Source organism: Haloarcula halobia (assembly GCF_029338255.1).
In the GTDB taxonomy this organism is placed as follows: Archaea; Halobacteriota; Halobacteria; order Halobacteriales; family Haloarculaceae; genus Haloarcula; species Haloarcula halobia.
In genome coordinates this window covers 600,887-626,328 of sequence record NZ_CP119787.1, presented here as the reverse complement: position 1 = coordinate 626,328, position 25,442 = coordinate 600,887, and the positions used below count along the sequence as shown (strand labels likewise).

At 67.4% G+C, this 25,442-nt stretch carries 23 protein-coding genes; 14 read left to right on the top strand and 9 right to left on the bottom strand.

The window, feature by feature from the left end; translation table 11 throughout:
- Nucleotides 1–104 precede the first annotated feature (104 nt).
- The 3 genes from P1K88_RS03305 (at nucleotide 105) to P1K88_RS03295 (ending at nucleotide 3,320) form a co-directional block, all read left to right on the top strand.
- Entirely contained in the window at nucleotides 105–2,297 is a 2,193-nt protein-coding gene (locus P1K88_RS03305; RefSeq protein WP_276412527.1) for a twin-arginine translocase subunit TatC, read from the top strand.
- Nucleotides 2,298–2,455: 158 nt separating this feature from the next.
- The gene (locus P1K88_RS03300) at nucleotides 2,456–2,632 is read left to right on the top strand and encodes a ribbon-helix-helix domain-containing protein (protein ID WP_276412525.1); all 177 of its coding nucleotides are present in this window, start codon (nucleotides 2,456–2,458) and stop codon (nucleotides 2,630–2,632) included.
- Nucleotides 2,622–3,320 carry a queuosine precursor transporter gene (locus P1K88_RS03295; RefSeq protein WP_276412523.1) on the top strand — a complete coding sequence of 233 codons (699 nt, stop codon included), beginning with the start codon at nucleotides 2,622–2,624 and terminating at the stop codon, nucleotides 3,318–3,320. Before P1K88_RS03300 ends, P1K88_RS03295 begins: the two co-directional genes overlap by 11 nt.
- A gap of 1 nt (nucleotide 3,321) precedes the next feature.
- On the opposite strand, the gene P1K88_RS03290 is transcribed toward P1K88_RS03295, so the two are convergent.
- Nucleotides 3,322–4,119, bottom strand: a complete 798-nt coding sequence (locus P1K88_RS03290) for an RlmE family RNA methyltransferase (protein WP_276412521.1) — start codon at nucleotides 4,117–4,119, stop codon at nucleotides 3,322–3,324.
- Between the two features lie 404 nt (nucleotides 4,120–4,523).
- Between P1K88_RS03290 and P1K88_RS03285 the strand changes: the two genes are divergently transcribed.
- Genes P1K88_RS03285 through P1K88_RS03275 form a run of 3 tightly spaced genes read left to right on the top strand, consistent with a single transcriptional unit; the run spans nucleotide 4,524 to nucleotide 6,789 of the window.
- Entirely contained in the window at nucleotides 4,524–5,267 is a 744-nt protein-coding gene (locus tag P1K88_RS03285) for a DNA polymerase sliding clamp (protein WP_276412519.1), read from the top strand.
- A 10-nt stretch (nucleotides 5,268–5,277) separates the two neighbouring features.
- The gene (locus tag P1K88_RS03280; RefSeq protein ID WP_276412518.1) at nucleotides 5,278–6,141 is read left to right on the top strand and encodes an alpha/beta fold hydrolase; all 864 of its coding nucleotides are present in this window, start codon (nucleotides 5,278–5,280) and stop codon (nucleotides 6,139–6,141) included.
- A gap of 36 nt (nucleotides 6,142–6,177) precedes the next feature.
- Nucleotides 6,178–6,789 (top strand): cell division protein CdpA domain-containing protein, encoded by a 612-nt coding sequence (locus P1K88_RS03275; RefSeq protein WP_276412516.1) that lies wholly within the window; start codon nucleotides 6,178–6,180, stop codon nucleotides 6,787–6,789.
- On the opposite strand, the gene P1K88_RS03270 is transcribed toward P1K88_RS03275, so the two are convergent.
- Nucleotides 6,786–7,673 carry a DUF4382 domain-containing protein gene (locus P1K88_RS03270; RefSeq protein ID WP_276412514.1) on the bottom strand — a complete coding sequence of 296 codons (888 nt, stop codon included), beginning with the start codon at nucleotides 7,671–7,673 and terminating at the stop codon, nucleotides 6,786–6,788. The genes P1K88_RS03275 and P1K88_RS03270 overlap by 4 nt on opposite strands.
- Before the next feature lie 120 nt (nucleotides 7,674–7,793).
- Between P1K88_RS03270 and hjc the strand changes: the two genes are divergently transcribed.
- The gene (gene hjc, locus P1K88_RS03265) at nucleotides 7,794–8,312 is read left to right on the top strand and encodes a Holliday junction resolvase Hjc (RefSeq protein ID WP_276412513.1); all 519 of its coding nucleotides are present in this window, start codon (nucleotides 7,794–7,796) and stop codon (nucleotides 8,310–8,312) included.
- 53 nt (nucleotides 8,313–8,365) lie between these two features.
- On the opposite strand, the gene P1K88_RS03260 is transcribed toward hjc, so the two are convergent.
- On the bottom strand, nucleotides 8,366–9,001 hold the full coding sequence (locus P1K88_RS03260) for an SWIM zinc finger family protein (protein WP_276412511.1): 636 nt from the start codon (nucleotides 8,999–9,001) through the stop codon (nucleotides 8,366–8,368).
- Between the two features lie 145 nt (nucleotides 9,002–9,146).
- Between P1K88_RS03260 and P1K88_RS03255 the strand changes: the two genes are divergently transcribed.
- On the top strand, nucleotides 9,147–9,356 hold the full coding sequence (locus P1K88_RS03255) for a DUF7472 family protein (RefSeq protein WP_276412509.1): 210 nt from the start codon (nucleotides 9,147–9,149) through the stop codon (nucleotides 9,354–9,356).
- Here the strand turns inward: P1K88_RS03255 and priL are convergent.
- The 4 genes from priL to P1K88_RS03235 all read right to left on the bottom strand — a co-directional run bounded on the left by priL (nucleotide 9,353) and on the right by P1K88_RS03235 (nucleotide 14,384).
- The gene (priL, locus tag P1K88_RS03250) at nucleotides 9,353–10,435 is read right to left on the bottom strand and encodes a DNA primase regulatory subunit PriL (RefSeq protein WP_276412507.1); all 1,083 of its coding nucleotides are present in this window, start codon (nucleotides 10,433–10,435) and stop codon (nucleotides 9,353–9,355) included. The genes P1K88_RS03255 and priL overlap by 4 nt on opposite strands.
- Before the next feature lie 379 nt (nucleotides 10,436–10,814).
- Complete coding sequence (locus tag P1K88_RS03245; protein ID WP_276412506.1) at nucleotides 10,815–12,092, bottom strand: adenosylhomocysteinase; 1,278 nt, start codon at nucleotides 12,090–12,092, stop codon at nucleotides 10,815–10,817.
- Between the two features lie 45 nt (nucleotides 12,093–12,137).
- The gene (locus P1K88_RS03240) at nucleotides 12,138–12,953 is read right to left on the bottom strand and encodes a hypothetical protein (RefSeq protein ID WP_276412504.1); all 816 of its coding nucleotides are present in this window, start codon (nucleotides 12,951–12,953) and stop codon (nucleotides 12,138–12,140) included.
- 132 nt (nucleotides 12,954–13,085) lie between these two features.
- Nucleotides 13,086–14,384, bottom strand: coding sequence for an amidohydrolase (locus tag P1K88_RS03235; protein WP_276412502.1), 1,299 nt, complete (start codon nucleotides 14,382–14,384; stop codon nucleotides 13,086–13,088).
- A gap of 114 nt (nucleotides 14,385–14,498) precedes the next feature.
- On the opposite strand from P1K88_RS03235, the gene P1K88_RS03230 reads away from it, so the two are divergent.
- The 5 genes from P1K88_RS03230 to P1K88_RS03210 all read left to right on the top strand — a co-directional run bounded on the left by P1K88_RS03230 (nucleotide 14,499) and on the right by P1K88_RS03210 (nucleotide 22,986).
- Complete coding sequence (locus tag P1K88_RS03230) at nucleotides 14,499–15,095, top strand: hypothetical protein (RefSeq protein WP_276412501.1); 597 nt, start codon at nucleotides 14,499–14,501, stop codon at nucleotides 15,093–15,095.
- Nucleotides 15,096–15,139: 44 nt separating this feature from the next.
- Nucleotides 15,140–15,988: an ATP phosphoribosyltransferase gene (gene hisG / locus P1K88_RS03225; RefSeq protein ID WP_276412500.1), complete on the top strand. Its 849-nt coding sequence runs from the start codon at nucleotides 15,140–15,142 to the stop codon at nucleotides 15,986–15,988.
- A 210-nt stretch (nucleotides 15,989–16,198) separates the two neighbouring features.
- Nucleotides 16,199–20,161 carry a PAS domain S-box protein gene (locus P1K88_RS03220; protein ID WP_276412498.1) on the top strand — a complete coding sequence of 1,321 codons (3,963 nt, stop codon included), beginning with the start codon at nucleotides 16,199–16,201 and terminating at the stop codon, nucleotides 20,159–20,161.
- 93 nt (nucleotides 20,162–20,254) lie between these two features.
- Nucleotides 20,255–22,561: a methyl-accepting chemotaxis protein gene (locus tag P1K88_RS03215; RefSeq protein WP_276412497.1), complete on the top strand. Its 2,307-nt coding sequence runs from the start codon at nucleotides 20,255–20,257 to the stop codon at nucleotides 22,559–22,561.
- Nucleotides 22,558–22,986 carry a chemotaxis protein CheW gene (locus P1K88_RS03210; RefSeq protein WP_276412495.1) on the top strand — a complete coding sequence of 143 codons (429 nt, stop codon included), beginning with the start codon at nucleotides 22,558–22,560 and terminating at the stop codon, nucleotides 22,984–22,986. The genes P1K88_RS03215 and P1K88_RS03210 overlap by 4 nt, the downstream gene beginning before the upstream one ends.
- A 173-nt stretch (nucleotides 22,987–23,159) precedes the next feature.
- On the opposite strand, the gene P1K88_RS03205 is transcribed toward P1K88_RS03210, so the two are convergent.
- Complete coding sequence (locus P1K88_RS03205) at nucleotides 23,160–23,402, bottom strand: amphi-Trp domain-containing protein (protein WP_276412494.1); 243 nt, start codon at nucleotides 23,400–23,402, stop codon at nucleotides 23,160–23,162.
- A gap of 6 nt (nucleotides 23,403–23,408) precedes the next feature.
- On the bottom strand, nucleotides 23,409–23,828 hold the full coding sequence (locus P1K88_RS03200; protein WP_276412493.1) for a CBS domain-containing protein: 420 nt from the start codon (nucleotides 23,826–23,828) through the stop codon (nucleotides 23,409–23,411).
- 289 nt (nucleotides 23,829–24,117) lie between these two features.
- Here P1K88_RS03200 and P1K88_RS03195 point away from each other — a divergent pair, with 289 nt between their 5' ends.
- Complete coding sequence (locus P1K88_RS03195) at nucleotides 24,118–25,344, top strand: MFS transporter (RefSeq protein ID WP_276412492.1); 1,227 nt, start codon at nucleotides 24,118–24,120, stop codon at nucleotides 25,342–25,344.
- The last annotated feature ends 98 nt before the right edge of the window (nucleotides 25,345–25,442 follow it).

Sequence of the window (25,442 nt, the reverse complement as noted above, 5' to 3'; positions counted from 1 at the left end):
GGCGACGACCCCGCTCGCGGGCGTCTCACGAACGCTGTCGAGCGGCCGTCGACGTCCACGGGATGGACAAATTGATAACGCCGAATAGACTACCTTCAGAGAACATGGCGAGCGCGCTCGACGAGGACACCGTCAGGACGGTCCAGAACGGCCGTGCCACGCTGGGGGCGATGCTCCGCAGCGCACAGACGCACCTCCAGAAGGTGTTTATCGTCTTCGTCGTCGGCATGATCGGGACCATCATGGCCCTGCAGTACGGCGTCTGGGACCGCCTCCGGGCCGACCTCCTGTACTCGCAGATGGACCTGACGACCCGGGAGGCGACCAGCATCGTCGCCGTCACGCCGTTCGACGTCATCCTGTTGCAGGTGAAGATCGGGGCCGTCATCGGCATCCTCATGTCGCTCCCGCTGCTGATCTACTTTGGTCGGGACGGCCTCCGCGAACGGGGGTGGTGGCCCGCCGACAGGATTCCGCTCTGGAAGGGGGTGACCTTCTCGGTCATCAGTCTGGCGCTCTTCTTCGGCGGCGTCGCCTACGCCTACGAGCTGTTCTTCCCCCTGATGTTCGACTTCCTGGCCGGCGACGCGTTCAAGGCCGGATTCACCCCGCAGTACTCCATCGTCAAGTGGTTCCAGTTCGTCTTCATGCTGGCCGTCTCCTTCGGCCTGGCGGCCCAGCTCCCGCTGGTGATGACCGTCCTCTCCTATACCGAGATCGTCCCCTACGAGACCTTCCGCGACAAGTGGCGCCTCTCGGTGCTGGGCATCTTCGCCTTCGGTGCCCTGTTCTCGCCGCCGGACCCGTTCACGCAGATCATGTGGGCGGCCCCGCTGTGTGGCCTCTATGTCATCAGCCTCGCGCTGGCGAAGCTGGCGATGCTCGTCCGCCGGTCCAGCGACCTGGTGAGCACGCGTGGCGTGGCACGCCAGCACTGGAACACCGTGCTCGGCGGCGCCGTCGTCTCGGGCGGTGCGGTCTACTACCTGCTCGCGACCCCCGCCTTCCAGTACGTCCGGGCGGTCGAAGGGGTCGCCGCGCAGTACTCCTCGCGGCTCACCGGCAACGTCCAGCCCCCGCAGCTGCTCGGCCTCTCGGTCGAGGGGACGGCGCTCCTGCTGGCCGCGCTCGTCGGCCTGGTCGGAGCCGTCGTGGTCCTCTACTACCACGTGCTGGGCGCGCTCGCGGCCAACGCCGGCAGGGGGCCCGTCGGCGACCCGGCGGCCATCGACATCGACGAGCTGAACGCGTCCGCGGTGGAAGTCGCGCCCCCCGAGGTCTTCGAGGAGATGACCGAGGAGGAGGCGCTGGCACACGCGGACACGGCCCTCTCGGCCGGCGACCGGGACAAGGCCCAGATGGTCCTCGACCGCTGGGATATGGCCCACGAGGACGACGGCGAGGGCGGCGAGGGCGCCGACGGCGCCATCGAGGGCACAGAGGAGGACACGGACGTCCTCACCTCGACGACCGCCGGCGTGTTCAACGCCTTCACAGAGGACGAGACCACCGAGGACGACGTCGGCGGCTACTACTACGACATCCGCTTCATCTTGGACTCGATTGCCTCCAAGGCGTTCTGGATCCTGGGTATCTTCGGTGCCGTCCTGGCCGGGGCCTTCCTCTTTCTCTACCAGGGCGGTATCGGCGAGATACAGCGGACCTTCGTCAGCCGGCTCCCCCCGGAGATGGCCGAGGAGGTCAACATCGTCACGCTCCACCCCGTCGAGCACCTCGTCTTCATCGTGAAGTTCTCGACCATCCTGGGGGCCGTCTCCGTGATTCCCCTCGTCCTCTACTTCGCCTGGCCGGCGCTTCGCGAACGGGGCTTCGTGGTCGGGAACCGCAACGTCCTGCTCGTCTGGGGCGGGACGGTCTTTGCCGCGCTCGTGGGCGGCAGTCTCGTGGGATTTCTCTACGTCGCCCCGATGACCATCTCGGCCATCGCCTACGACCAGCTGCAGGCCAACATGGTCATCTCCTACCGCGTGAGCGACTTCGGGTGGCTCGTGTTCTTCCTGACCATCGGTATCGGTCTGCTGGCGGAGATCCCGGTGACGATGTTCCTGTTCCACCGGGGGGGCATCATCCCCTTCGAATTGATGTACCGGCGGTGGCGCGAGGTGGTCATCGGCATCGTCACCATCTCGGCTATCGTCTCGCCCAACGGTATCTTCACGATGTTCATCGTGGGCGTCCCCACCGCGCTGGCGTACCTGCTCGGCCTGGGCATCCTGTGGGTGTACACGCTCGGGGGCCGGCGGACGACCGAGCGGCGGAGCGAACCCGCCGACTGACGCCGCCCGTCGGCGGTACGCGGTCCGGTGTCGACCCGTCGGTCAGCCACCGGCCACACGGCCCCACGGACCAGACAGCGGTCTGATACGACCGGATTCGGGCCCGAGAGCCGCGGGAACGCTGGACTATTATATTACCGGAAGAATACCTACGTGATATGCCAAAGATCAGCGTCGAGGTCCCCGCGGAACTGCTCGACGACCTCGACGAACACGTCGGGGCGGACGGAAAGTTCGTCAACCGGAGCGAGGCGATACGGGCGTCCATCAGGAAGACGCTCGACCAGCTCGACGACATCGACCAGCGACAGGGGCGGCTCGACGATGAGCGGTGACTGGGAGGGCGGCTTCCGGGTCGGCCTCGTCGCGCTCTTTGTCACCTCGCTGGTCGTCGCCCAGGTGACCGCCTCGAAGCTGCTCGCCGTCGGCCTGCCGTTCGCGCTCCCCCTCGCCGGCGAGACGCTCGTGTTGCCGGGCGCGGCGCTGGCGTACGCGCTGACCTTCTTTGCCTCCGACTGCTACGCCGAACTGTACGGCCGGCGGGCGGCGACGGTGGTCGTCAACGTCGGCTTCCTGATGAACTTCGTCCTGCTGGCGCTGGTCTGGAGCACCATCCTCGCGCCCGGCCTGCCGGCGGCGGCCCAGCCCGTCGACCCCGCGGCGTTCCGGAACGTACTGTCGGCCAGCACCGGCATCGTCGTCGCCAGCCTCGCCGCCTACGTCGTCAGCCAGAACTGGGACGTCTTCGTCTTCCACCGCATCCGCGAGTACACCGACGGCGACCACCTCTGGCTGCGCAACCTCGGTTCCACCGCGTCGAGCCAGCTGCTCGATACGGTCATCTTCATCGGCGTCGGCTTCGTCGTCTTCCAGGGCGTCTCGCTGGGCGCGGCGCTGTCGCTCGTCGTCGGCCAGTATCTCCTGAAACTGCTCATCGCCCTGCTCGATACGCCGCTGGTCTACGCCGTCGTCAGACTCGCACGCGGCCGGCAGGAAGAGCCCGCCACACCGGCGGTCCAGTGATTCACTCGACGGGTTCTGCGAACGCGTACCGCGGTTTCACGTCGTCGACGCGCACCGCGAGCGTCTCGCCGTCCGCAGCGCCGCTGACGAAGACGGTGAAGTTCTCCACCTTCGCGATGCCGTCGCCCTCCGCGCCGACGTCCTCGATCGTCACCTCGACGACGTCGCCCTCGCGGACGGGTGCAGTCAGGCGGTTCTTCGCGACGAGGTACAGCTCCGAGGAGGAATCCCGCGAGGCGTCGGGGCGGACCTCGCGGACGTACTCGAACTCCGGTTCGATGTCCGCGATGAGGTCCTTGAGGTCCTGACCGTCGAAGACCTTCGCACAGAAGTCGCCCTCGGCGGCGAGCAGGTCGGTCGCGACCTCGAGGGCCTGCCGGACGAGGTGGACCGAGCGGGCGTGGTCGAGGTCGTACTCGCCGGTCATGTTCGGTGCCATGTCCGACAGCACCACGTCGACGGGGCCACCGAGCGTGTCGTCGTCCGCGGCGCCCAGGACCTCGCGAATCTCGGCTTTCGTACTTTCCTCGGTCATGTCCCCGCGGACGTAGTGGACCGCGGGCTCGGGGTCCTCGAGGGGGTCGATGCGTTGGCGGTCGACGCCGACGACGGTCCCTCGCTCGCCGACCCCTTCGGCGGCGACCTGCAGCCAGCCGCCGGGGGCCGCCCCCAGGTCGACGACGGTCCGGCCCTCGCCGAGCAGCCCGGCCGTCTCGTCGAGCTGCTTGAGCTTGTACGCCGACCGGGCGCGATACCCTTCCTGCTTGGCCCGGTTGTAGTAGTCGTCTTTCCCACTCATTTCCCCCGGGTAGTCCGCCGACGTGGTTATGGGTGTTGTTTTGGCGGGAGCGACCAGTCCCGGGTGTTCCGGGCTCTCGGTCGCATCTCCGTGTACGTTCACGCGTGGCTCGCGGCTCGCTCGTGCCCTCGCTCGCCGCTCGCTCGCTGCGCGGGTCTCGGTCGCATCTCCGTGTACGTTCACGCGTGGCTCGCGGCTCGCTCGTGCCCTCGCTCGCCGCTCGCTCGCTGCGCGGGTCTCGGTCGCATCTCCGTGTACGTTCACGCGTGGCTCGCGGCTCGCTCGTGCCCTCGCTCGCCGCTCGCTCGCTGCGCGGGTCTCGGTCGCGTTGCTCCCTCGAACCGCGCGTGCGCGCGATTTCAATGAGGGACTTTTTAACGGATGGGGGCGTAGCCCGGCCCAAGATGTTCAACGCCATCGTGAGCGCGGACACGCTCCAGGCGGCTCTCGACTCGGTGAGCGTGCTGGTGGACGAGTGCAAGATCCACCTGGAAGAAGACGGGATGGAGATTCGGGCGGTCGACCCCGCCAACGTGGGCATGGTGGACCTGCGTCTCGAGGCGGCGGCCTTCGAGTCCTACGAGACCGACGGCGGCCTCATCGGCGTCAACCTCTCGCGACTGGAGGACATCGCCGGCATGGCCGACGCCGGACAGGTCATCCACCTCGAACTCGACGAGAAGACGCGCAAGCTCCACATCGCCATCGACGGCCTGGAGTACACGCTGGCGCTCATCGACCCGGACTCCATCCGCCAGGAGCCGGACCTGCCGGATCTGGATCTGGCGGCACACATCGTCATCGAGGGCAAGGACATCAACCGCGCCGTGAAGGCCGCCGACATGGTCTCGGACCACATCGCGCTGGGCGTCGACACCGTCGAGGAGCTGTTCTACGTCGACGCCGAGGGCGACACCGACGACGTCCACCTCGAACTCACGGAAGACGACCTCATCGACCTCACGCCGGGGGAGGCCCACTCCCTGTTCTCGCTGGACTACCTCAAGAACATGAACAAGGCCATCCCGAAGGACGCGGAGGTCGAGATGGAGCTGGGCGAGGAGTTCCCCGTCAAGATGCACTTCAACTTCGCCGAGGGGCAGGGCCGGGTCACCTACATGCTCGCCCCGCGCATCCAGAGCGAGTAGACGGCCACCGATGGGCGTGACGCCACCGGGCGGGACGGGCGACCCCGAAGTCTGTCGAATCGACGACCGGCAGGTCGCCTACGAGACGGCCGGCGACCCGACCGGACGACCCGTCCTCTTCTGTCACGGTACGCCGGGGTCGCGCCTGCTGGTTCGCCTGCTCGGGGCCCCTGCCGCGGACCGCGGACTCCGTCTCGTCGCGCCCGACCGACCGGGAATCGGCGCCTCCGACCCGGTGGACGGTGGCATCGAGACCTGGACGGACGACGTGCGGGCGCTCTTCGCACACCTCGGTGTCGACGGTGCCGAGGTCCTCGGGTTCTCCGGCGGCGCGCCCTACGCCCTCGCCTGCCACCGGCTGTCGGCGGTCGACCGCGTGACGCTGGCGGGTGGCGTCGGCCCGCCCGCCGTCGGCGACGTGGCCCGGACACAGCGCGTGCTGGGCCACGTCGCCGGGACGGTGCCCTGGGTGCTCGGCCCGCTACTCCGCCTGCAACGGCTGGTTCTCGACCGCCGCGACCCGGCGGCAGCCCTGGACTTCGTCGCGAAGCGCGCGCCCGGCCACCCGACGCTCACCGACGCGGACGTCGCCAGGCTGGTCAAGGCGGACCTGCTGGCAGCCACGGCCCAGGGCCCGGCGACGCTGGTCGAGTCGCTGGCGACGCTCGGGCGGCCGTGGCCGTTCGACCTCGGCGACGTCGACGTGCCGGTCACCGTCGTTCAGGGTCGACGCGACGGGAACGTCTCGCCGGAGACCGGTCCGGCGCTCGTCGAGCAGATCCCCGACGCCACGCACCGGCCTGTCGACGCGGACCACCTGGGGTCGCTGCTGGCGAGCGTCGAGTACCTCCGTGCCAGTCCGACGCACGTCTGACGTAGCGTTTTGTGGGTCGGCGACAAACCCGGTCCCATGGAGAACCTCGGGGACGCCTACGGTGGCCGCCGGTGGACGGGACGCGACCCCCGGAGAGTCGTCGCCGGCGTCGGCCTCTCCGTCGCGGGCGCGCTGGCGGTCGTCCTCGCGATACTGCTCGCCACCACGCCGCTCGCCGACGTCTTCGGGGCGACGGACATCCGCGCCGCCGAGAAACTCGCCGGGACGGTCGGCGGCCTCGGCATCCCCGCGATGTTCCTCGGTGTCGTCGCCGTCCTGCCGTCGAGTCGCCGCGAGCAGGGCGGCGTCATCGCCGGAGCGGCCCTCTGTCTGGGGGGTCTCGCACTGTTCCAGGTGGCCTACCCGTACGACTGGACGACCGGCCCGCAGACGCTCGCCTTCGAGACAGCGATTTTGTACTTCCTGGGGGCCTGCGTGGCGTTCTGGTTCGTCTTCACCGCCATGGCGAGCTTCCGCCGGCGCAACGACCCCCAGGGGACAGTCAGGCTCGAACTCACCCACAAGGGCGAGTCAAAGACCGTCCAGGTCTCGCCGGAGGAGTACCGGCGCTACACGAACGCGGTCCGCAGCGACGGCGGCGAGACAGAACGGGTCATCGAGGAACTGGAGTCGCGCTTCGAGGACTAGTCGTCTGACTGGGACGGGCCCCTGGACTTGTTTTTCGCGGTGTCGGCGTTCGCTGCGTCGTCTCCCTCCGTTTCGGTCACGGTCGTCGTCGCGTCGGCGTCCGTCCCGGTCTCGCCGGCCGCGGACGAGGATGCGGACGCGGTCGACTCGACCTCTTCGATCTCCACGTCCTTTCCGGCGACCCCGCTCTCGCTGATGACCGGCAGGAGGTTGTAGCCGTTGGGCCCCTTCTTGACGACGTTGATGTCGAAGACGAACTCGACGGGCGCCTCGGCCGTGACCTCGAAGGGCTTGGTTATCTGCAGTTTCTCGCTAGGGACCTTCACCGGGACCGTCTCGCCGTCGACGACGCCCTCGACGGCCGCGACGGAGAGTTCGACCTTGGCGTAGCGGCCGGTCTCCAGTTCCCCGTCGAGCACACCGATGGCCTTGGCGCCGACCACTTCGGTCAGATCCACGGTCGGGCTATCGAGGTCGAAGGTCTGGAAGCCCGCCTCGTCGGCGGATTCTCCCTCGGTCTCGGTCGTCGCGGTCTCCGTCGTCGTCTCTTCGGTTTCAGTTTCGGGCGCCTCCGTCTCCGGGGCCTCCGTCGCCGTGGTCGCGCTATCGACCTCGTCGTCTTCGTCCGATTGCACCCGGAAGACGCGGGCGCTGTCGAATGTCACGTCCAGGGAGTCGAAGTCACCGATGTCGGCCGGCCGGTCGCTGATGAGGAGTCGGAAGGTGCCCGTCGACGCGGCGGCCCCGCCGTCGGACTCGGTGCTCGACGTGCCGTCGCCCGAGCCGCCGTCGCTTGCGGCCCCGTCGCCGCTCGAACCGCCGCACCCGGCGACGAGCGTCGCACCGATCGCCGTCGTCGTACCGAGGAACTTGCGTCTGTCCATGTGTATCCCACCGGCGCTGTGTTTCATATACGTGCCAGTTCGTTTTCCGTTTTACTGTCACTTGAACGGTGTAAACGCTGGACCTGAACGGTTTTACGGCTGAGGGACGACCACCACACAATGGCAAACTCCAACGCGAAGGGCGACCGCCGCGAGCGCGAGCTGGTCAACGCGCTCGACGCGGCGGGCTTCGCGGTGATGCGCGCGCCGGCGAGCGGCAGCGCCACCGAACGGGAACTCCCGGACGTGCTGACCGGCGACGGCGAGAACTTCTACGCCATCGAGGCGAAATCCAGCGCCGGCGACCCCATCTATCTCACCGGCGAGGAGGTCGAGGCGCTCCTCTTTTTCGCGCGCAACTTCGGCGCGAAACCGCGCATCGGGGTGCGCTTCGACCGGGAGGACTGGTTCTTCTTCCACCCCGGCGACCTCTACACGACCGACGGGGGCAACTACCGGGTCAAGAAGGAGACGGCGCTGGCCGAGGGGACGGACTTCGAGGAGTTCGTCGGCCACTCCGAGAAGGTGACCCTGGACGAGGTGGGCGAGGACGGCCCCGACCAGGCGGTGCTGGACGTCCTCTCGGCGTTCGAGCGGGGCGACCTCTCGAAGGACGAGGCGGCGGAGATGTTAGAGTAGGGAGACGCCGAGCGAAGCGAGGGGGCGCGAACCGGAGCGGCGATCGCCGAAGACTACCCCACGAGCACCGCGTCGTCGGCCCGGCGGAGTCGGGAGTGCGGGAACGCGTAGCGCCGGGGGTCGTCACGACGCGCCGCATCGGCCAGGTAGACCGCCTCGACGACGACGTCGTCGGTCGGATAGCCGTCGTTGGTCTCGAACTCGGCGACCGTCTTGTCCGCGGCCGCGACGACGAACTCGTCGGCGCGTTCGGCCGAGACGCCGACGACGACCAGGCGGTTGCCGGTCTCCCGGTCGAGGACGACGTCGCCGGGCGTGAGTCGGCAGGCCCGACAGAGGTGCGGTTCGGCGGCGTCCGCCGGGACGACGGTGACGGTACCACAGGCGTCACAGCGGGCCCGCTGCTTGCCAGGCGGCGCGACGCGACGGGCCGTAATCTCGATGGCGACGCGGCGCAGGTGCTTGCAGTGCTCGCCGCGAATCCGGTGGTCCGGACAGGTACAGGTTCGCTCGGTCAAATCGACCAGGTAGGCGTGGCCACTGTCGGTGCTGACGGCGTAGGTGCCGTCCTCGCGTTGCCGAACGGCCATGCGCTCGACCCAGGCGCGGGCCGCACGGGCGTCCATGTCTCGGAGGTCCGGTGCGAGTGCAGTCGGCCCCCGGTCGTCGGTGGGTTCGATGAGTGTCATGCGTGGCGGACACGACTGTGTTCGTCGGTGTGTCCAGTTGAAACGTAGGTGCTCGAGGAACCTAAATCGCTCGGCACCCCGCAGTCTGGGGGCCCGGAACTGGCGCTTCGACACCCTTTTTGCCGGGCCGGTGAAACCGCGCCGTATGGATATCGAGCGGGAGACTGTGTTGCAGATCGTGGTCGCGACGATCGGCGTGCTCGTCTTCGTCGCCGCAGCGGTCTACGTGGCCTCGACCTACACGGTCGACGGGGCCCTCACGGCCCAGGGCGGCGTCGCTATCGTCGGCGCCATCGGCGTGTTCCTTCTCGTCATGCTGGCCGCCGGTCTGTGGCTCGAACGCCAGGACTTCTAGGCGTCCGCTTCCGTGTCGCCGTCGTCGTCCTGCTCCCGCCAGTCGACCAGTTCGTCCTCGTCGCTGTCGTCCAGTTTCTTCTCGTAGTAGGCCATCGGGTGCGAGATGGTCGCACAGAGCTCGTCCTTGTTGACGCAGTCACCGTAGGACTGCATGGTCGAACAGGCCGGCGTCGAGTACTCCGTCGGACTCGTGTCCCCGCGGATGTGGTCGACCTGGTAGCGGGTCGCCTCCTCGCCGAACCCGGGGTTGACCTGGAAGAGGTCGACGATCTCGTCGGTGGTCATCCCGATGCCCGTGAGGAACGCTGCGATAGCAAAGCGCGAGTGATGTTCGAGGTGGGCACCCTTCTGGACCTGGTCCAGCAGGTGCTGCATGCACGGCGGGAACAGTTCGGGCACGACGGTGTCGATCTCGCGGGTCAAATCGAGGTCCGCGAGCACCTCCCGGAGGTGCTCGACCTCCGCGTCTAACTCGTCGGCGATGGCGTCCGGAACGTCGAACGGTAACCCGTCTTCGACGCGGTGGCGGATGGCCTGCTTCAACAGGACGTGGAGGTCCTCGGCCGGCACGCGGACCTGACCGGCCGAAAGCGGCCGGTTGACCAGCCGCCAGCGGTCCCCGCGCTGGTCGGCCGCCAGGTCGAGATACGCACCGACGTCGACGCGGTAGCCCGCCTCGGCCTCGTGGACCGACCCGACGAGGTTGAACTCGGCCAGCAGGTCCGCGAGCGAGACCCGCTCGGCCTGGGTGGACTTGAACTCCGTCGTCGCCTCGAACTCCGCACCGAAGCGCTCGCGGGCCGTCTCGGCCTCCGCCCGGGCGTACTTGCGGGTACAGACGTGCTCGTCGACGAGCGAGACCAGGACCCGCGCGACCGGGTACGAGAGGAGTTCGACCCGGGTCCGGCGATGGGGGTCGCCGACCGTCCCGTCCGTGATGGCGTGTTCGACCCGCTCCACGGCCCGCTGGGTGACCGCCTCGTTGGTCGCGACGACCTCCCCCAGGTCGACCGCGGCGGCCTCGACGGCGTCGCGTGCGGCCTGGAGGAACGGGTACCGTGCGTGGAGCGGCTGCATCGACTCGGTGTTGCGGGCGGTGGCGAATAAAATTGCCGTCCTGACGGGGCCGGAGCGGTCAGCGGTGAGCCGACACCCCCGCCACTCCGGCGAAGTAGACAGCGGCCTGGGTACCGGGTCCGAGTTCCGCGAACGACGCGTCGCCGCACCGGCTGCACTGGTCGGGCTGCTCGACGTCCGCGGACGCGGTCCCACGGCCCTGGCACGTGAAGAAGCGGAGAGCCAACACGAGACCGGATTAGGGGCGACGGGTCAAATCTGCATCGGGCCGTGACCGACGGGCTCGTTCGTTACCCCCGGGTCGGACGGGCACCACAGTGCTCACTCGCTTCGCTCCCCGCTCGCATCTTGGAGGGTCCACACTCCGTTCGGAACCTCCCTACGTCCCGTGCTGCCAGGAGTCCAGATACTCGTCCTGGGTCTCGGTCAACGAGTCGAAGGCGACGCCCTCGGCCGCCAGTTTGATCTCGGCGACCTCCTTGTCCAGCCGATCGGGGACGTCGTGGACGCCGGCGTCGTACGCGTCGCCGTTCTCGACCAGCTCACGCACACAGACGGCCTGGATGCCAAAGGACTGGTCCATCACCTCGACCGGATGCCCCAGCGCGATGGGCGTCGCCAGGTTCACCAGCCGACCCTCGGCCAGCACGTTCAGGCGGCGGCCGTCTTCCATCTCGTAGGCCCGGACGCCCTCGCGGGCCTCGTAGGTGTCGACGGCGAGGTCACCGAGTGCGTCGAGGTCGATTTCGACGTCGAAGTGGCCGGCGTTGGCCAGCAGGACCCCGTCCTGCATGGCCTCGAAGTGCTCGCGGACGACGACGTCGCGGTTGCCGGTCGTCGTGATGAACACGTCGCCCTCCTCTGCGGCCTCGGCCATCGGCATGACGTCGTAGCCCTCCATGTGGGCCTCCAGCGCGCGGCGGGGTTCGACCTCCGTGACGACGACGTCGGCGTTCTGCCCGCTGGCCTTCTTCGCGACGCCCTTGCCGCAGTGGCCGTAGCCAGCGACGACGACAGTCTTGCCGGCCCACGAGAGGTTCGTCGTCATCGCGATGCTCGCGAGCGAGGACTCGCCGGTGCCGTGGACGTTGTCGAACAGCCGTTTCATCGGCGTGTCGTTGACGGCAAAGACCGGATACCGGAGCTCGCCGTCCTCGTCCATCGCGCGCAGGCGGTGGACGCCCGTCGTGGTCTCCTCGGCCCCGCCGACGATGGTGTCGATGAGTTCGGGGTAGTCCTCGTGGATGGCAGCGACGAGGTCCATCCCGTCGTCGACGGTGATGGTCGGCTCGTGACCGATGACGGCCTCGATAGCGTCGTAGTACCCCTCGTCGTCGACGCCGCGCTCGGCGTAGGAGGTGACGCCGTCGACGGCGTCGAGCGCGGCGCTCACGTCGTCGTGGGTGCTGAGCGGGTTACAGCCGGTGATAGCGACCTCCGCGCCGCCGGCGGCCAGCAGTTCCGCGAGAACCGCCGTCTTGGCCTCGACGTGCATCGCCATCCCGATGATCTCGCCGGCGAAGGGCCGAGTCGCCTCGAAGTCCTCGCGCAACGCGCCACAGATCGGCATGTGCTGGGCCGCCCAGTCCATCTTCCGCCGGCCGGACTCGCGGGCAGGCGCGACGTCTGCCAGTCGCTCCGAAATGGGTGAGGTCATACCGGGAGAGAGGGACAGAACGCCTAAAACGCTACCGAAGCGGTATCAGCGGCCGTTGCCGTTCGCGTGATCCGGCGGGCCGCTCTCGCCGTCGTCATCGTCGTCTTCGGTCTCCGCGTCGTCAGTTTCGGCCTCCCCGTCTTCGGTCTCCGCGTCTTCAGTCTCGGTCTCCTCCTCGTCGGTCTCCACGTCCTCGGACTCGACCGTCTCATCGTCCGCCGCGTCGGGACCCGTATCCTCGGGCGGGCCCTGGGTCTTTGCCTCGTCGTTGCCGCGGTCCTCGGGTGGGCCCTGCTCGCCCTGTGCGTTTGCCTTGTCCTCGGGCGGTCCCGCGTGGTCGGGCGCGTTACCAGGGTTGTTCTGGGTCGCGAACGTCGCGACCTGGAATCCGATGCCGCCCTCGAGGCCGGACTGGCCGAGCAGGTCGTGGACGAATCCGGAGACGCTCATCCCGAAGGACTGGTCCGCCTCGGTGGTCAGCGTCGTCGTCGTGCTCGCGGTCCCGCTGTCGGTGGTCGCAGTCACCTCGACTTCGACGTCGAAGTTGGGCTCCGGCAGGTCGACCGTGCCGTCCTCGCCGGTCGTGTAGTCACCCTCGCCGATGTAGATGTTGCCGTCGGTCGCTTCGACGGTGACGTCTGCACCCTCGACGGGCTCGCCGTCGTCGGTGACTGTCACCGTCGCGCCGTCGTTCCCGGCCTGGGCGACGGAGACGACGACTCCGTCGTTGCCGGCGGTCGTGGCGTCGGTGCCTGCCGTCGTGTCGTTGCCCGTGGCCGCCATCGCCGTGGCCGCACCGGGCCCGAACGCGAACAGAAGCAACCCGACGGTCGAGATCAGTGCAAACAGTTTGGTATCCATCTCGTCTCTATCGTCGGTCGTACTGGGATTAAACCCCCAATCTCGTTCAGTCAGTTCACCGACATCCCACGTCGGCACAGACGGACAGAGAGCCGAAAAGAGCGTTCAAGAACGTCCCTGAGAGTTTATTTCTCACTCATTCGCTCGCGTTACGAGTGCCGTCGCGTGCTCGCTTGCCCGCTCCCTGACGGCCGGTTCGTCGAAGACCCGAACCTCGCTATCACGCATGAGAACGGCGCCGTCACACACCGTGTGGCGGACGTCCCCGCCGCGAGCGGCGTACGCGAGGTGCGAAACGAGGTCGTGACCGGGCGTGAGATGCGGGGACTGGAGGTCCAGCACCGCGAGGTCGGCGTTCCGGCCGGGTTCGAGTCGGCCGCTGTCGAATCCGAGCAGGTCCGCGCCGTTTGCCGTCGCCATCTCGACCACGGTGGCGGCGTCGACGGCGCTCGCGTCGTCGGCGGCGAGTTTCCCGACCATCGCGGCGTCGCGCATCTCGCCGAACATGTCGAGGTCGTTGTTCGAGGCCGGGCCGTCGGTGCCGAGGCCGACGGTGACGCCCGCGTCGAGCAGGTCCTGGACCGGGGCCATCCCGCTGGCCAGCTTCATGTTCGACGCCGGGCAGTGGACTGCGCCCGTACCGGTGTCGGCGAGCAGGTCGATCTCGCTCCCGTCGACGTGGACGCAGTGGGCGAGGAAGGTGTCGGGACCCAGCAGGCCGACGTCGTCGGCGTACGCGAGGGGGCGGACCCCGTGCTCGTCGACGATGGGGTCGACCTCGTCGGTCGTCTCGTTGGCGTGGAGGTGGATGCGCAGGTCGTCGGCGACGGCCTCGGGGACGTACTCGCGGAGGTACGCCTCGCCGACGGTCGTGAGGCTGTGAGGCTGGAACGTGGTCGTGATGCGCCCGCCGGCCGCGCCGTCGAGTCGGCGCGCCGTGGCGAGACTCTCCTGCATGTCGGCGTGGGCACCCTCGTCGTCCTTGGCGACGGTGACGGCGGTGAAACCCAGGACGGCGCGCATGCCGGCCTGCTCGACGGCCTCGGCGATCTCGTCGACGTGAAAGTACATGTCCGAGAGGGCCGTGGTCCCCGAGCGGATCATCTCGACGAGACCGAGTTCCGCGCCGACACGGACGTCCTCGGGGGTCAGTTCGGCCTCGACGGGCCAGATGTCCTCCTGGAGCCAGGCGTCGAGTGGCTTGTCGTCGGCGTAGCCCCGCAGGAGCGTCATCGCGACGTGGGTGTGGGCGTTCACGAGTCCCGGCACGACGAGGCCACCGCTGGCGTCGAGTTCGTCGTCGCCCGCGAGTGTCCCGGGGTCGTCGATGGCGGCGATGTCGCCGCTGTCCTGGTCGAGCAAGAGGTCCGCGCGCTCGACGGACAGGTCCGGCCGGAGCACCTGTCCGCCGCTGACGAGGAGGTCTGTCATGTGGCGGGCTTGGTGGGGGCCGCTCTTAGTTCGGCCGGGTCCGCAGCCGACAGTGCGACTGGCGCACACGTATCAGGTGTGAATTATCTATTCGCCGGGAGTACGTAGATAGCGATGAACCGCCTCGCCCTCTCGCTGGTCCTCGCGCTCGCGGTGGCGCTCGCGGGCTGTAGCGGGTTCGGCTCGCCCGCCGCCGAGACGCCGACCCCCGAGCCCCCGGCCCAGCCACCGGCCGGTACCGACACACAGACGCCACGCCCGCCCGACACCGCGACCCCGGACGGGGCGCGGACGCCCGACGCATTCACCCTGGTCGGCACCGTCCAGAGCGACGGCCCGTTCCACCTCACCGTCCACGCCGTCGCCCCGGAAAACACCGGGCTCCGCGTCTACTACGGGGACGACAGCAGTCGCACCTTCGCCGGGACGACGACGCCTGACACGTTGCCGGCGGGCGCGCTCGACGGGGCGACCGGCGTCGAACCGACGAGTCGGAGCGCGACGGTCTCGGTCGAGAGCCCCGATGGAACCGGGGGCGTGGCCTTCTCGCACCCCGGCGGCACGTCGACGGTGCTGTACTCGCTGTCCGACGCCGACGGGACGCTGCTCGCGACCCGACTCGTCGAGTGTGGGCCCGGGACGGTCAGCCGCCTGGACCTCGTGCTCGCCGACGGCCAGGTGGTCTCGTCGGGGTACCAGTGTCTGCCCTGACGCCGAGGGGAAAGACAGTTGCCCCGCGGGGTCCGACTGACGGTATGCGCATCGCCGTCCCCAACAAGGGCCGCTTGCACGACCCCGCCGAGAGCCTGCTCGAACGGGCCGGCCTCCACATCGTCGACGGGGCCGACCGACAGCTGTACGCCGACACCGTCGACCCGGACGTGACGGTACTGTACGCCCGCGCCGCCGACATCCCCGAGTACGTCTCCGACGGGGCCGCCGACGTGGGCATCACCGGCCTCGACCAGGTCACCGAGGCCGACACCGACAACCTCGAGGAACTGCTCGACCTCGAGTTCGGCGGCTGTCGCCTGGTGCTCGCCGCCCCCGAGGACGGCGACATCGAGACCGTCTACGACCTAGACGGGGGCACCGTCGCCACTGAGTTCCCGAACATCGCCCGGGACTACTTCGCCGAACTCGACGTCGACGTCGACATCGCCGAGGTGTCGGGCGCGACGGAACTGACGCCCCACGTCGACATCGCCGACGGCATCATCGACATCACGTCGACGGGCACGACGCTGCGGATGAACCGCCTGGCCATCATCGACGAGGTGCTTGAGTCGTCGGTCCGCCTGTTCGCCCGCGAGGACGTCGCCGACGACGAGAAGGTGCGGCAGGTCCGGATGGCGCTGCACTCGGTGCTCTCGGCGGAGGGCAAGCGCTACCTGATGATGAACGTCCCCGAGGACGCACTGGAGGACGTGAAAGACGTGCTCCCGGGGATGGGCGGGCCGACAGTGATGGACATCGCCGGCAAGGACGACGTGGCCGTCCACGCCGTGGTCGACGACAGCGACGTCTTCGAGACCATCAACGACCTCAAGGGGGTGGGCGCGAGCGACGTGCTGGTGACCGAGATCGAGCGGCTCGTGGAATAGGCCCTCGCGGGTACGAGAGGGAGCCGGCACGATGCGGTCGACTCCGGGAGAGGATGGGACAGGCCACCAGTCACGGTGGGCCATCGGCCACTCACTGGCGCTGGGACGCTGCGTCGAGTCACCGGAGAGCGCAGATTTGCGCGGTCTTTTATACCGCAGGACATCTTCTGGTATGGGTATGTGGCCTGTTGAAACGAACGGGGTGGACAGATGAGTGCGGACCGGGGTGTCGGGGACCAGTCGTCCCTCGCCGGGAGTGGGCTGACCACCGAGCCTGCAGTCGTCGAGTCACTCGCAGACGCCACACCCATCGGCCTCGTCGTCGTCGGACCGGACGCGACGGTCCAGTGGGTCGACGAGAGCGCGCGGCGATTTTTCGGACTCGAGAGCGAGGCGGGCGTCGGGACGGAACGGTCGCAGTTCCTCGACTCGTACGTGCTGCCGTGTCTCGACGCGCCGGAGGAGTTCCCCCGGTCGGAGACAGCAACCGGAGACGGGGTCGACTGTCACGTGCTGCCGGCAGCGAACCGCGCGGAGCGGTGGCTGCGATACGACAGTACCCCGATAGCGACGGGCGAACTCGAAGGCGGGCGGCTCGAACAGTACGTCGACGTGACCGGCGACCGGACCAGGGACCGTCTCGAACAGTACAGGAGTATCGTCGAGACGACCGAGGACGCCGTCTACGTCGTCGACGGAGCTACTGACGTGGAGTACGCGAACCCCGCCGCGCGGGAGCTGGCCGACTGTTCGCTGTCGGCGATGACCGGCCGGCCGCTCCACTCGTCGCTGGCGACACTGCTTCCGGACGCGGCGGCTCCCGACCGTCTCGAGCGCGCGCTGGAGACGGTCCTCGGAACGGACGGCGACAACGCCGTGACCATCGAATTCCAGGTGGAGCGGTCGACCGGCCGCCGGACCTACAGCTTCGAGTGCACACAGGTCGAGAGCGAGACGAGGGCGATCGTGACGGCCCGCGACGTATCTGCCCAGCGCCAGCGGGAACGCCGATACGAGACGCTGGTCGAGAACTTCCCCAACGGTGCCGTCACGCTCGTCGACGAGGAGCTTCGATACCAGCTGGCGGGTGGAAAACTGTTCGACGTGCTCGACGAAACGCCCCGGACGGTCACTGGAACGAAGGTCGGCGACGTCAGTGCAGGCGACCGGGACGTGTTCGTCGAGAGCTACCGGGCCGCCCTGGACGGCGAGCAGGTCACCGTCGAAACGGAGGTCGCAGGCCGTCTCCTCGTCCATCGAACCCTCCCGGTGTACGACGACGACGGTGTCGTTCGGACGGCAATCGGGATGACACAGGACGTCACCGACCGCAAACGCAGGGAGGAGGAGCTCCGATGGAAGAGCCGGGCGCTCGACGAGGCACCGGTCGGGGTGACCATCACCGACCCATCCCGGGCGGACAACCCGATAATATACGCGAACCAGCAGTTCTGCGAGCAGTCCGGGTACGACGTTGCGGCGATACTGGGCCGGAACTGCCGGTTCCTGCAGGGTGACGACACCGACCCCGAGACGGTCGACGAACTGCGGTCGGCGATCGACGAAGAGCGGCCGGTGTCGGTCGAAATCCGGAACTACCGGAGCGACGGAACGGAGTTCTGGAACCGGCTCGACATCGCCCCCGTCCGGGACGAGTCGGGGTCGCTCGTCAACTACGTCGGCTTCCAGCAGGACGTCACCGAGCGGAAAGAACGGGAACGGGAACTCGAAGAGTCCCGGAACCGCTATCGGACGCTGGTCGAGAGCTTCCCGAACGGGGCGGTCACACTCGTCGACGAGGAACTGCGCTACACCACCGTCGGTGGGACGCCCGTCGACGACGCTGAACTGACCGTATCGGAACTACGGGGACAGTCGCTCGAGGACGCACTCCCGTCCGACCTGGCCGAGCTACTCGTCCCCCGGTACGCCGCCGCGTTCGACGGCGAACAGAGCGTGTTCGAGGAGACGATCGGTGACCGGGCCTACCAGTTCCGCATCGTCCCGATCCGCAACGACGAGGGCGAGGTGTTCGCCGCGATGGGTGTCTCACAGGATATCACGGCAGAACGGAATCGCGAGCGGGAGCTGCGGGAGATGAACCAGGTGCTCGACGTCGCACTCGAGGAGACCGAAACCGGCATCTGGATGCTGGGCGACGACGACAGCGTCACGACGTTCGGGACGACGGCAGAACTGCACGGCCTGGAGTCGGGGCGACACAACGTCGAGACCTATCTGGAGGCGATCCATCCGGACGACCGGCGTGTCGTCAAGGACGCATTGCGGACGGCACAGAAGCGAGACGAGCGGTTCGACATCGAGTACAGAGTCGTGACAGACGAAGCCGAACGATGGGTCCACGGTCGCGGGACCGTCACCGAGGACGGCAGTGGGGCGCGCGCGCGAATGCTCGGTGTCGTGACAGACATCACCGACCGCAAGCGTCGCGAACACGCACTCGAAAAGCGAGAGCGCGTCCTCGAGGAGCTCCACACCGCGACACGCGAGTTCTACCCACCAACCTCGCCGGACGATATCGGCGAGTTCTTAGTCGAGTTCACCGAGAACGCCTTCGACGTAGAGCACGTGAGTGTCAAACAGTACGACGAAGAGACCGGCGCGCTGGAGCCTACTGTTCGGTCCGTGTCCGGCCTCGACGCGGACAGTGCGCTGGGTCGCGTCGAGCCCGGTTCGAACCCGATCTGGGAGTCGTACCGGGCGGGAGAGACACGGCTGTTTTCGCGGGCGGAAATCGATACGCTCGGGGACGAGTTCGACGCGTCCACCACACAGTTGCTCGTCGCGCCGGTCGGCGACTTCGGCGTGATGATCGCCGTGACGACTTCCCAGCGGGGTTTCGACGACGTGGACGTCGACCTCGTCGACGTGCTGACGGCGAACGCGGAGTCGGCGTTCCAGCGTCTCCGGACCGACAGCGTCCACGCCGCGATTACGGAGGAACTGTCGGTCCAGCAGTCCCGGATCGCGGAGCTAAACAGCATCATCCACTCCGTCCAGGCGGTACAGCGCCGCCTCGCCGACAGCGACAGCCAAGACGCACTGGAGACCGGGTTGTGTGACGAACTGCTCGAGATGGACCGTATCGATTTCGTGTGGATCGGCCATCCCACAGGTGAAGACACCGACCTCTCGCCGTCGGCCTGGGCCGGCGATGCGGACGGCTATCTCGACTCGGTGCTGACCGACAGTGGCGACCTCTCACTTCCGGCCCAGCGGGCCGCAGACACACACGACGTCTACGGGGTCTCGAATATCTCCGGTCGTGTCTTCGAGGAGTCCTGGGCGAAAGACGCACTCTCGTATGGGTTCAGGAGTGGCGTGAGTGTCCCTCTCGTCTACGACGAGGTTCTCTACGGCGTCCTGACCGTCTACTCGCAGACCGAGGCGGCGTTCGACGGGATATACGAGAACCTCTTTGCCGACGTGGCGTCGCTCGTCGTCAACTACAGCCGCATCCTCGAACAGCGCCAGGCCGGCAGCCAGCAGATGCACACGGGACTGGAGTTTTCGCTCGGGGACGAGGCCTTCCCCTTGCGACGGCTCGCGGCGGCGACCGACAGCACGATACGGTTCGACACCGTCGCCGAACGAGAGGGAGACACCGTCCGCGTCCTCGTGACCGTGGTCGACGGTGACGCAGCGACGGTACTCGAGCACGCCTCGTCGATGACCAGTATCGACGCAGCCGAGTGGTTCGGGGCTGTCGAACACAACCAGCTCAGCTTGTGCCTCCGGACGCCGTTCCTCGAATCGGTTGTCAGCAAACACGGGGGAACGCTGGTCGAGGCCATCTCGGACGCGGACGGCACGACGTTCCGGGTGGAACTGCCGGCGAACGTCGCCTACCGGCCGATACTCGATTCGCTGACCTCGCGGTACGACGACCTCGACCTCGTGGCAAAGCGCCAGCGGCGCACGCAGGCCGTTCCGGACGCGACACGGGTCGAAGACCTGCTGACCGAGCGACAGTACGAGATCCTCAACGCGGCGTTCTACGGGGGCTACTACGAGACACCGCGGCGAGTGAAGGGCGAAGAGCTCGCCGAGAGCTTCGGCATCTCGGGTCCTGCGGTCTACAATCACCTCCAGGCTGCACACCGGCGAGTACTCGAAGCGGTGTTCGAGCCAGCGGCCGAAACTGCCGAGTGAGAACGAGGGGTTACGTGGTTAACCCCGTCCCGTTCGGGGGTTGTTAACTGGTTATCATCTGGATTGAACCCGTACGCAACTCCTGTTACAGACATGGGACTATCGGAGAAACTGCACCTTGACGGGCTGAACCTACGGACGAAACTCATCGCATCGTTCCTCGTCGTCGCGTTGCTGGTCGCAGGAACGGGACTGCTGGGATATATGGCCGTCGGCGAACTCGACAGAGAGGCACACCACATCGCCGAAGAAGGACAGAACGTCGACCGAGCAATGGAGATGCTCGTCGCCGTCGAGCAACAACAGAGCGCCGTACAGGCTGCCCAACTCGGGGAGACGGACGCTCGCGCTGACTACGACGAGGCGGCAGCACACTTCGAGGAATACGAACAGGCGCTAGACCTCGACCAAGAGGAGGCGATCGCCGAAAAGCAAGCGCTCGTCGAGACCCACGAGGAGTACAACGCCCTCGGCGAGGAATACTTCGAGGCAAAAGAGGCCGGCAACGACGAGCTTGCCGCCCAGAAACTGGCCGAGATGAGCACGCTTCGAGTCGAGATGGAAGAGCAGGCACATACGCTCGAGGAGACGGTGATGGCCGACATGGAAGCGCAGGTCGCCCTCGCCGATAGTGCTACCCAGACGGCCCAGATGGAGATGGTCGCCCTCACGCTGATCGCCTTCGTCATGTCGGTCGGTATCGGGGTCGTGCTCAACCGGCACATCACGCCGCCACTGAAGCAGCTCGCGGAGTCGGCCGCCAGTATCAGCGACGGGGACCTCGACACCGATATGCAGGACCGTGCGTACGACGACGAGATCGGTCGGATGGTCGGTTCGTTCCGCGATATGCAGACGAACCTGACCGGCATCTTCGGGGACATGCGCGACGTCAGCCAGAACCTCGAGGCAGGGCGACTCCAGGCGGACATCGAGACCGACTACCCCGGAACCTACGGTGAGATTATGGACGGTCTCGACAGCGGGACCGACCAGCTCACCGGCAGCTTCGGGGAGATAGAAAAGGCGAGCGAGGCGTTACGAAGCGGGCAGCTCGACCAGCGTATCGACGCCGACCGGCCCGGCCAGTACGGTGAGGTACTCGCGGACTTCCAGCGCGGAACCGACCGCCTCTCGGAGAGCTTCGGGCAGATTTCGGCGGCGAGCAACGACCTCAAACGCGGCCAGCTGGACCAGACCATCAAGACGGACTTCCCCGGCGAGTACGGCGACGTGCTGGCCAACCTCGAAGAAGGCGTCGAACAACTGCGTGAGAGCGTCAGTAGCGTGCAGGCGATTAGCGACGAGGTGGCCGGGTCGAGCCAGCAGGTGTCTGCGAGTGCCGAGGAGATCGAGGCCGCAAGCGAAGACGTCGCGGAGTCAGTGACCGAGATCTCACAGGGGGCCGAAGCGCAAAGCGAGAAACTCCAGACGGTCGCCAGCGAGATGAACGACATGTCCGCGACTGTCGAGGAGATCGCCTCCTCGGCCGAAGAGGTCTCTGCGACCGCCAGCACCGCCGTCGACCGTGGCGAGACCGGCCGGGAGTACGCCGCCGAGGCGACCAGCGAGATAGCGGCGATCGAGTCACAGGCGGACGACGCCTCCGAGCAGGTCGCAGCGCTCGACGCGGAGATGGACCAGATCGGCGAGATCGTCGAGATGATCTCCGACATCGCCGAGCAGACCAACATGCTCGCGCTGAACGCCTCCATCGAGGCCGCTCGGGCGGGCGAGGCAGGCGAGGGCTTCGGTGTCGTGGCCGGGGAGATCAAGTCACTGGCCGAGGAAGCCGGCAACGCGACCACGAAAATCGAGAACCGCATCGAAGAGATCCAGGAGACCACCGGCGACACCGTCGACGACATCGAGGAGATGAGTACCCGCGTCCAGACGGGTGCAGAGACCATCGAAGAGGCCGTCGCGATGTTCGACGAGATCGCCGACGCGGTCCAACAGGCGGAGAGCGGAATCAAAGAGATAAGCGAAGCGACCGACGACCAGGCGGCCTCCACCGAGGAAGTCGTCTCGATGGTCGACGAGGTGTCGAGTGTCAGCCAGCAGACCGCCGCCGAAGCGACGAACGTCTCGGCCGCGTCCGAAGAACAGACCTCGTCACTGTCGGAGGCCAACACGAACATCCAGCAGCTCTCCCGCCTCGCGGAAGAACTCAACGACAACGTCGCGGACTTCGACGTGGGCGGGGCGAGCGTCCACTCCGGAGCGTCGTCGTCACGAACGACGCCCACGAGCGCGACGACCGGGTCCGGGCAGTCGGACCCCGAGCGTGAATCGGAGGTGAACACCCTCGAACCGGGAACGGACCTCTCGGTCGCTGGAACCGACGGCGGGTCAGACGTCGGCACCGAACTCGAAGACACCACGGAGCCAGAGCAATGACGGGCGCTGTCACAGCCCCGCAGCGCCCGGAACAGGTCCTCGAGTTCACGCTCGGCGACGAGCAGTACTGTCTCGGCATCGACCGCATCGTAGAGATCGTCAAAGCCGGGGAGATGACGACCCTGCCGAACACGTCACCGAGCGTCGCGGGCGTGATGGACCTGCGTGGAGAGACGACGACGATACTGGATCCGACGTCCATCTTCGACGCCTATTCGGACCAGGACAGCCAGCAGGTCATCATCCTCGACAGCGAGGAGCGCATCGGGTGGCTCGTAGACCGGGTCGACCGCGTCAGGAGTCTTCACGACGCCGACGTCGATTCGGGACCCGAGAGTCCGTACATCAGCGGGCTCATCAGCGACGGTGAGCGGTTCGTCATCTGGGTCGAACCGGACGCAGTCAACGACTCCGTCTCGATCTGAGCCACTGGCGCTCGATATCTCACCAGTCCCGTCTGTGACCCGTGACATCGGCCCGACCTGTGTGTTCGGGCACCGACCGGCCGACGTCGACAGTAGGGAGGGTCATACCACGTCGGAACCAGGACGAGACCGTGCTGCGAGAGGCAGCGAGAGCGTGTCGCACGGCGGTCGTGCTACGTCGTCCACCTGATTTCGTACTCGAGTTCGTACCGCTGTTCGCCGGTCTCCGAGTCCGTGAGCCGTTCGAGTTCGACCTCGAATCGAGGATGCTCGGGGACAGCGACGCTGCGTTCGTCGGTGTCGCCCACGAGCTGGACGTCGCCGGCCTCGATCTCGTCCGCAGTGTCGCGCAGCGTCCGGGCGATGTCCGCTCTCGTCATCTGGTCCTCGGTTTTGAACAGTGTCTCTTCCGGCATCGGTAGTCAGTATTCGGGTCGCTGGGCCCGGATGATGTCGCCGAGATGTTGCTGTTCGTCGGCGAGCAGTTCCGCGATATCGTCGACGGTGATGATGCCGGCGAGGGTATCGCCGTCAGAGACCGGCAGGCGTCGAACCCCCTGGTCGGCCATCAACTTGGCCGCCTCGTAGAACCCGGCGTTGGGCGCGATCATATGAAGCTGGTCGGTCATCACGTCTCTGGCGGTCTGCTCAGTCGGATCGAGCGCTTCCCCGAGGACGCGAACGGTCAGATCTCGATCCGTGACGATCCCGACGGGCGTCCCGTCGTCCGTGATCACGACGCTCCCGACGTTCTCTTCGGCCATCGCTGCTGCGAGGTCGGTAACGGTGGTTTCAGGATCAGCTGTGACGATGTCGCTTCGAGCGAGGTCTTCGATTGGCATGTGCGATTCACCCACTAGAAAGTGTGAGTGTTATTATATTATAAACATACATTATTCCCACGCAGTGGGAATCCCTGAGTCTACTACCGTGCGAGATGTACACCGTCTACTGACCGATTCGCGCCCTGTATTCAGCACGACTCCGACGACTGTCAGCATTTGTCTGCGGGAAACAGGAGGGGAGTACAGCAGATGGCAAAGCGAGGGTATCCCTGCTCGGTGGCGAGTCGTCGGGCAGTTCGAACGCATCACGCCAGGTTGATACCGCGTCGGGGTGAATCCCGTCGACGTGTCGGGCGAGGACACCGCGTTGGATGCAGAGACGGCCGTGACGAGCGAACGCGCCCGCTGGGGACTGCTCGCGGGCGCGAGTCTCATGTCCGTGGGGCTCGCTGCCTACGAACTCGTTCCGGCGAGCGTGACGCCGCTCATCCGGGAGTCGCTGGGGGTCTCTGCCTCGGGGGCCGGCCTCCTCGTCAGCGTCATGTTCGGGTCGGCAGTCCTGGCGAGCCTTCCGGCCGGGGTCGTGCTCGACCGGACGAACTCGCGGTACGCCATCGTGGTGGCGGTCGGGCTCCTGCTCCTCGCCGGAGTGTGGGGCTGGCAGGCCGCGATCGCCGGGGCCTACTGGTCGCTCGTCGGCTCGCGCGTCCTCGGCGGCGTCGCCTACGTCGTCGTCTGGAACGCGGGCATCGACATCGTCGGGCGCTCGTTCGACCCTGCCAGACAGGGGACGGCCGTGGCGACGTTCACCGCGAGCGGGCCGGTGGGCTTCGCCATCGGACAGGGCACCGGCCCCATCGTCGCCGAGCAGTTCGGCTGGCCCGCGATCTTTCCCATCTTCACGGGCATCGCGTGCGTGGGAGTGCTCATCTTCTGGCCGATGAGTCGCGGCAGCGGACACGCCAGCGGGACCTCGCCGCCGACGCTGTCGGATCTCGGCCGCGTCGTCACGGACCGGCGCGTCTGGACGGTCTGCCTCCTCGGGTTCCTCGGCTACGCGCTGTACCTGTTCGTCAACAGCTGGGCCCCGTCGTATCTCACCGAGGACCTGCAGCTGTCGCTGGCGCTCAGCGGCGCACTCGTCGCCCTGTTTCCGGCCGTCGGCGTGGTCTCGCGGGTGACCGGTGGCGTCCTCTCGGATACCCTCTTTGGCGGCCGCCGCCGCCCGGTCGTCCTGCTGTCCTTCCTCGTGGCGACGCCCATCGTCGCGGGCTTTACCGCGATTCGATCCGTCCCAGTCGTCGTCGCGGCGCTGCTCGTCGCCGGGTTCGCCATCCAGCTGTGTCTCGGCCTCGTCTTCGCGTACGTCCGTGAGCTGGTCGAGCCAGCCGTCGCCGCGACGGCCGTGGCCTTCCTCACGAGCGTCGGCCTGGCGGGGGCGTTCATGGCACCCATCGCCGCCGGGCGGCTCATCGACGCCGCGAACTACGAGACGGCCTTCCTCGTGGCCGGGGGCCTCGGGGTGCTCGGAGCGCTCCTGGCGTGGTACGCACCGGAGCCAGCAGCGGCATAGTCACGGCCGCCAGGCAGCGTTGCGACGACGGTCGTCTGGCCGACGAACCGCCCTCGTCGCTGATTCGGTCGCGTCCTGCGAGCGACAGGCCGGCCCAC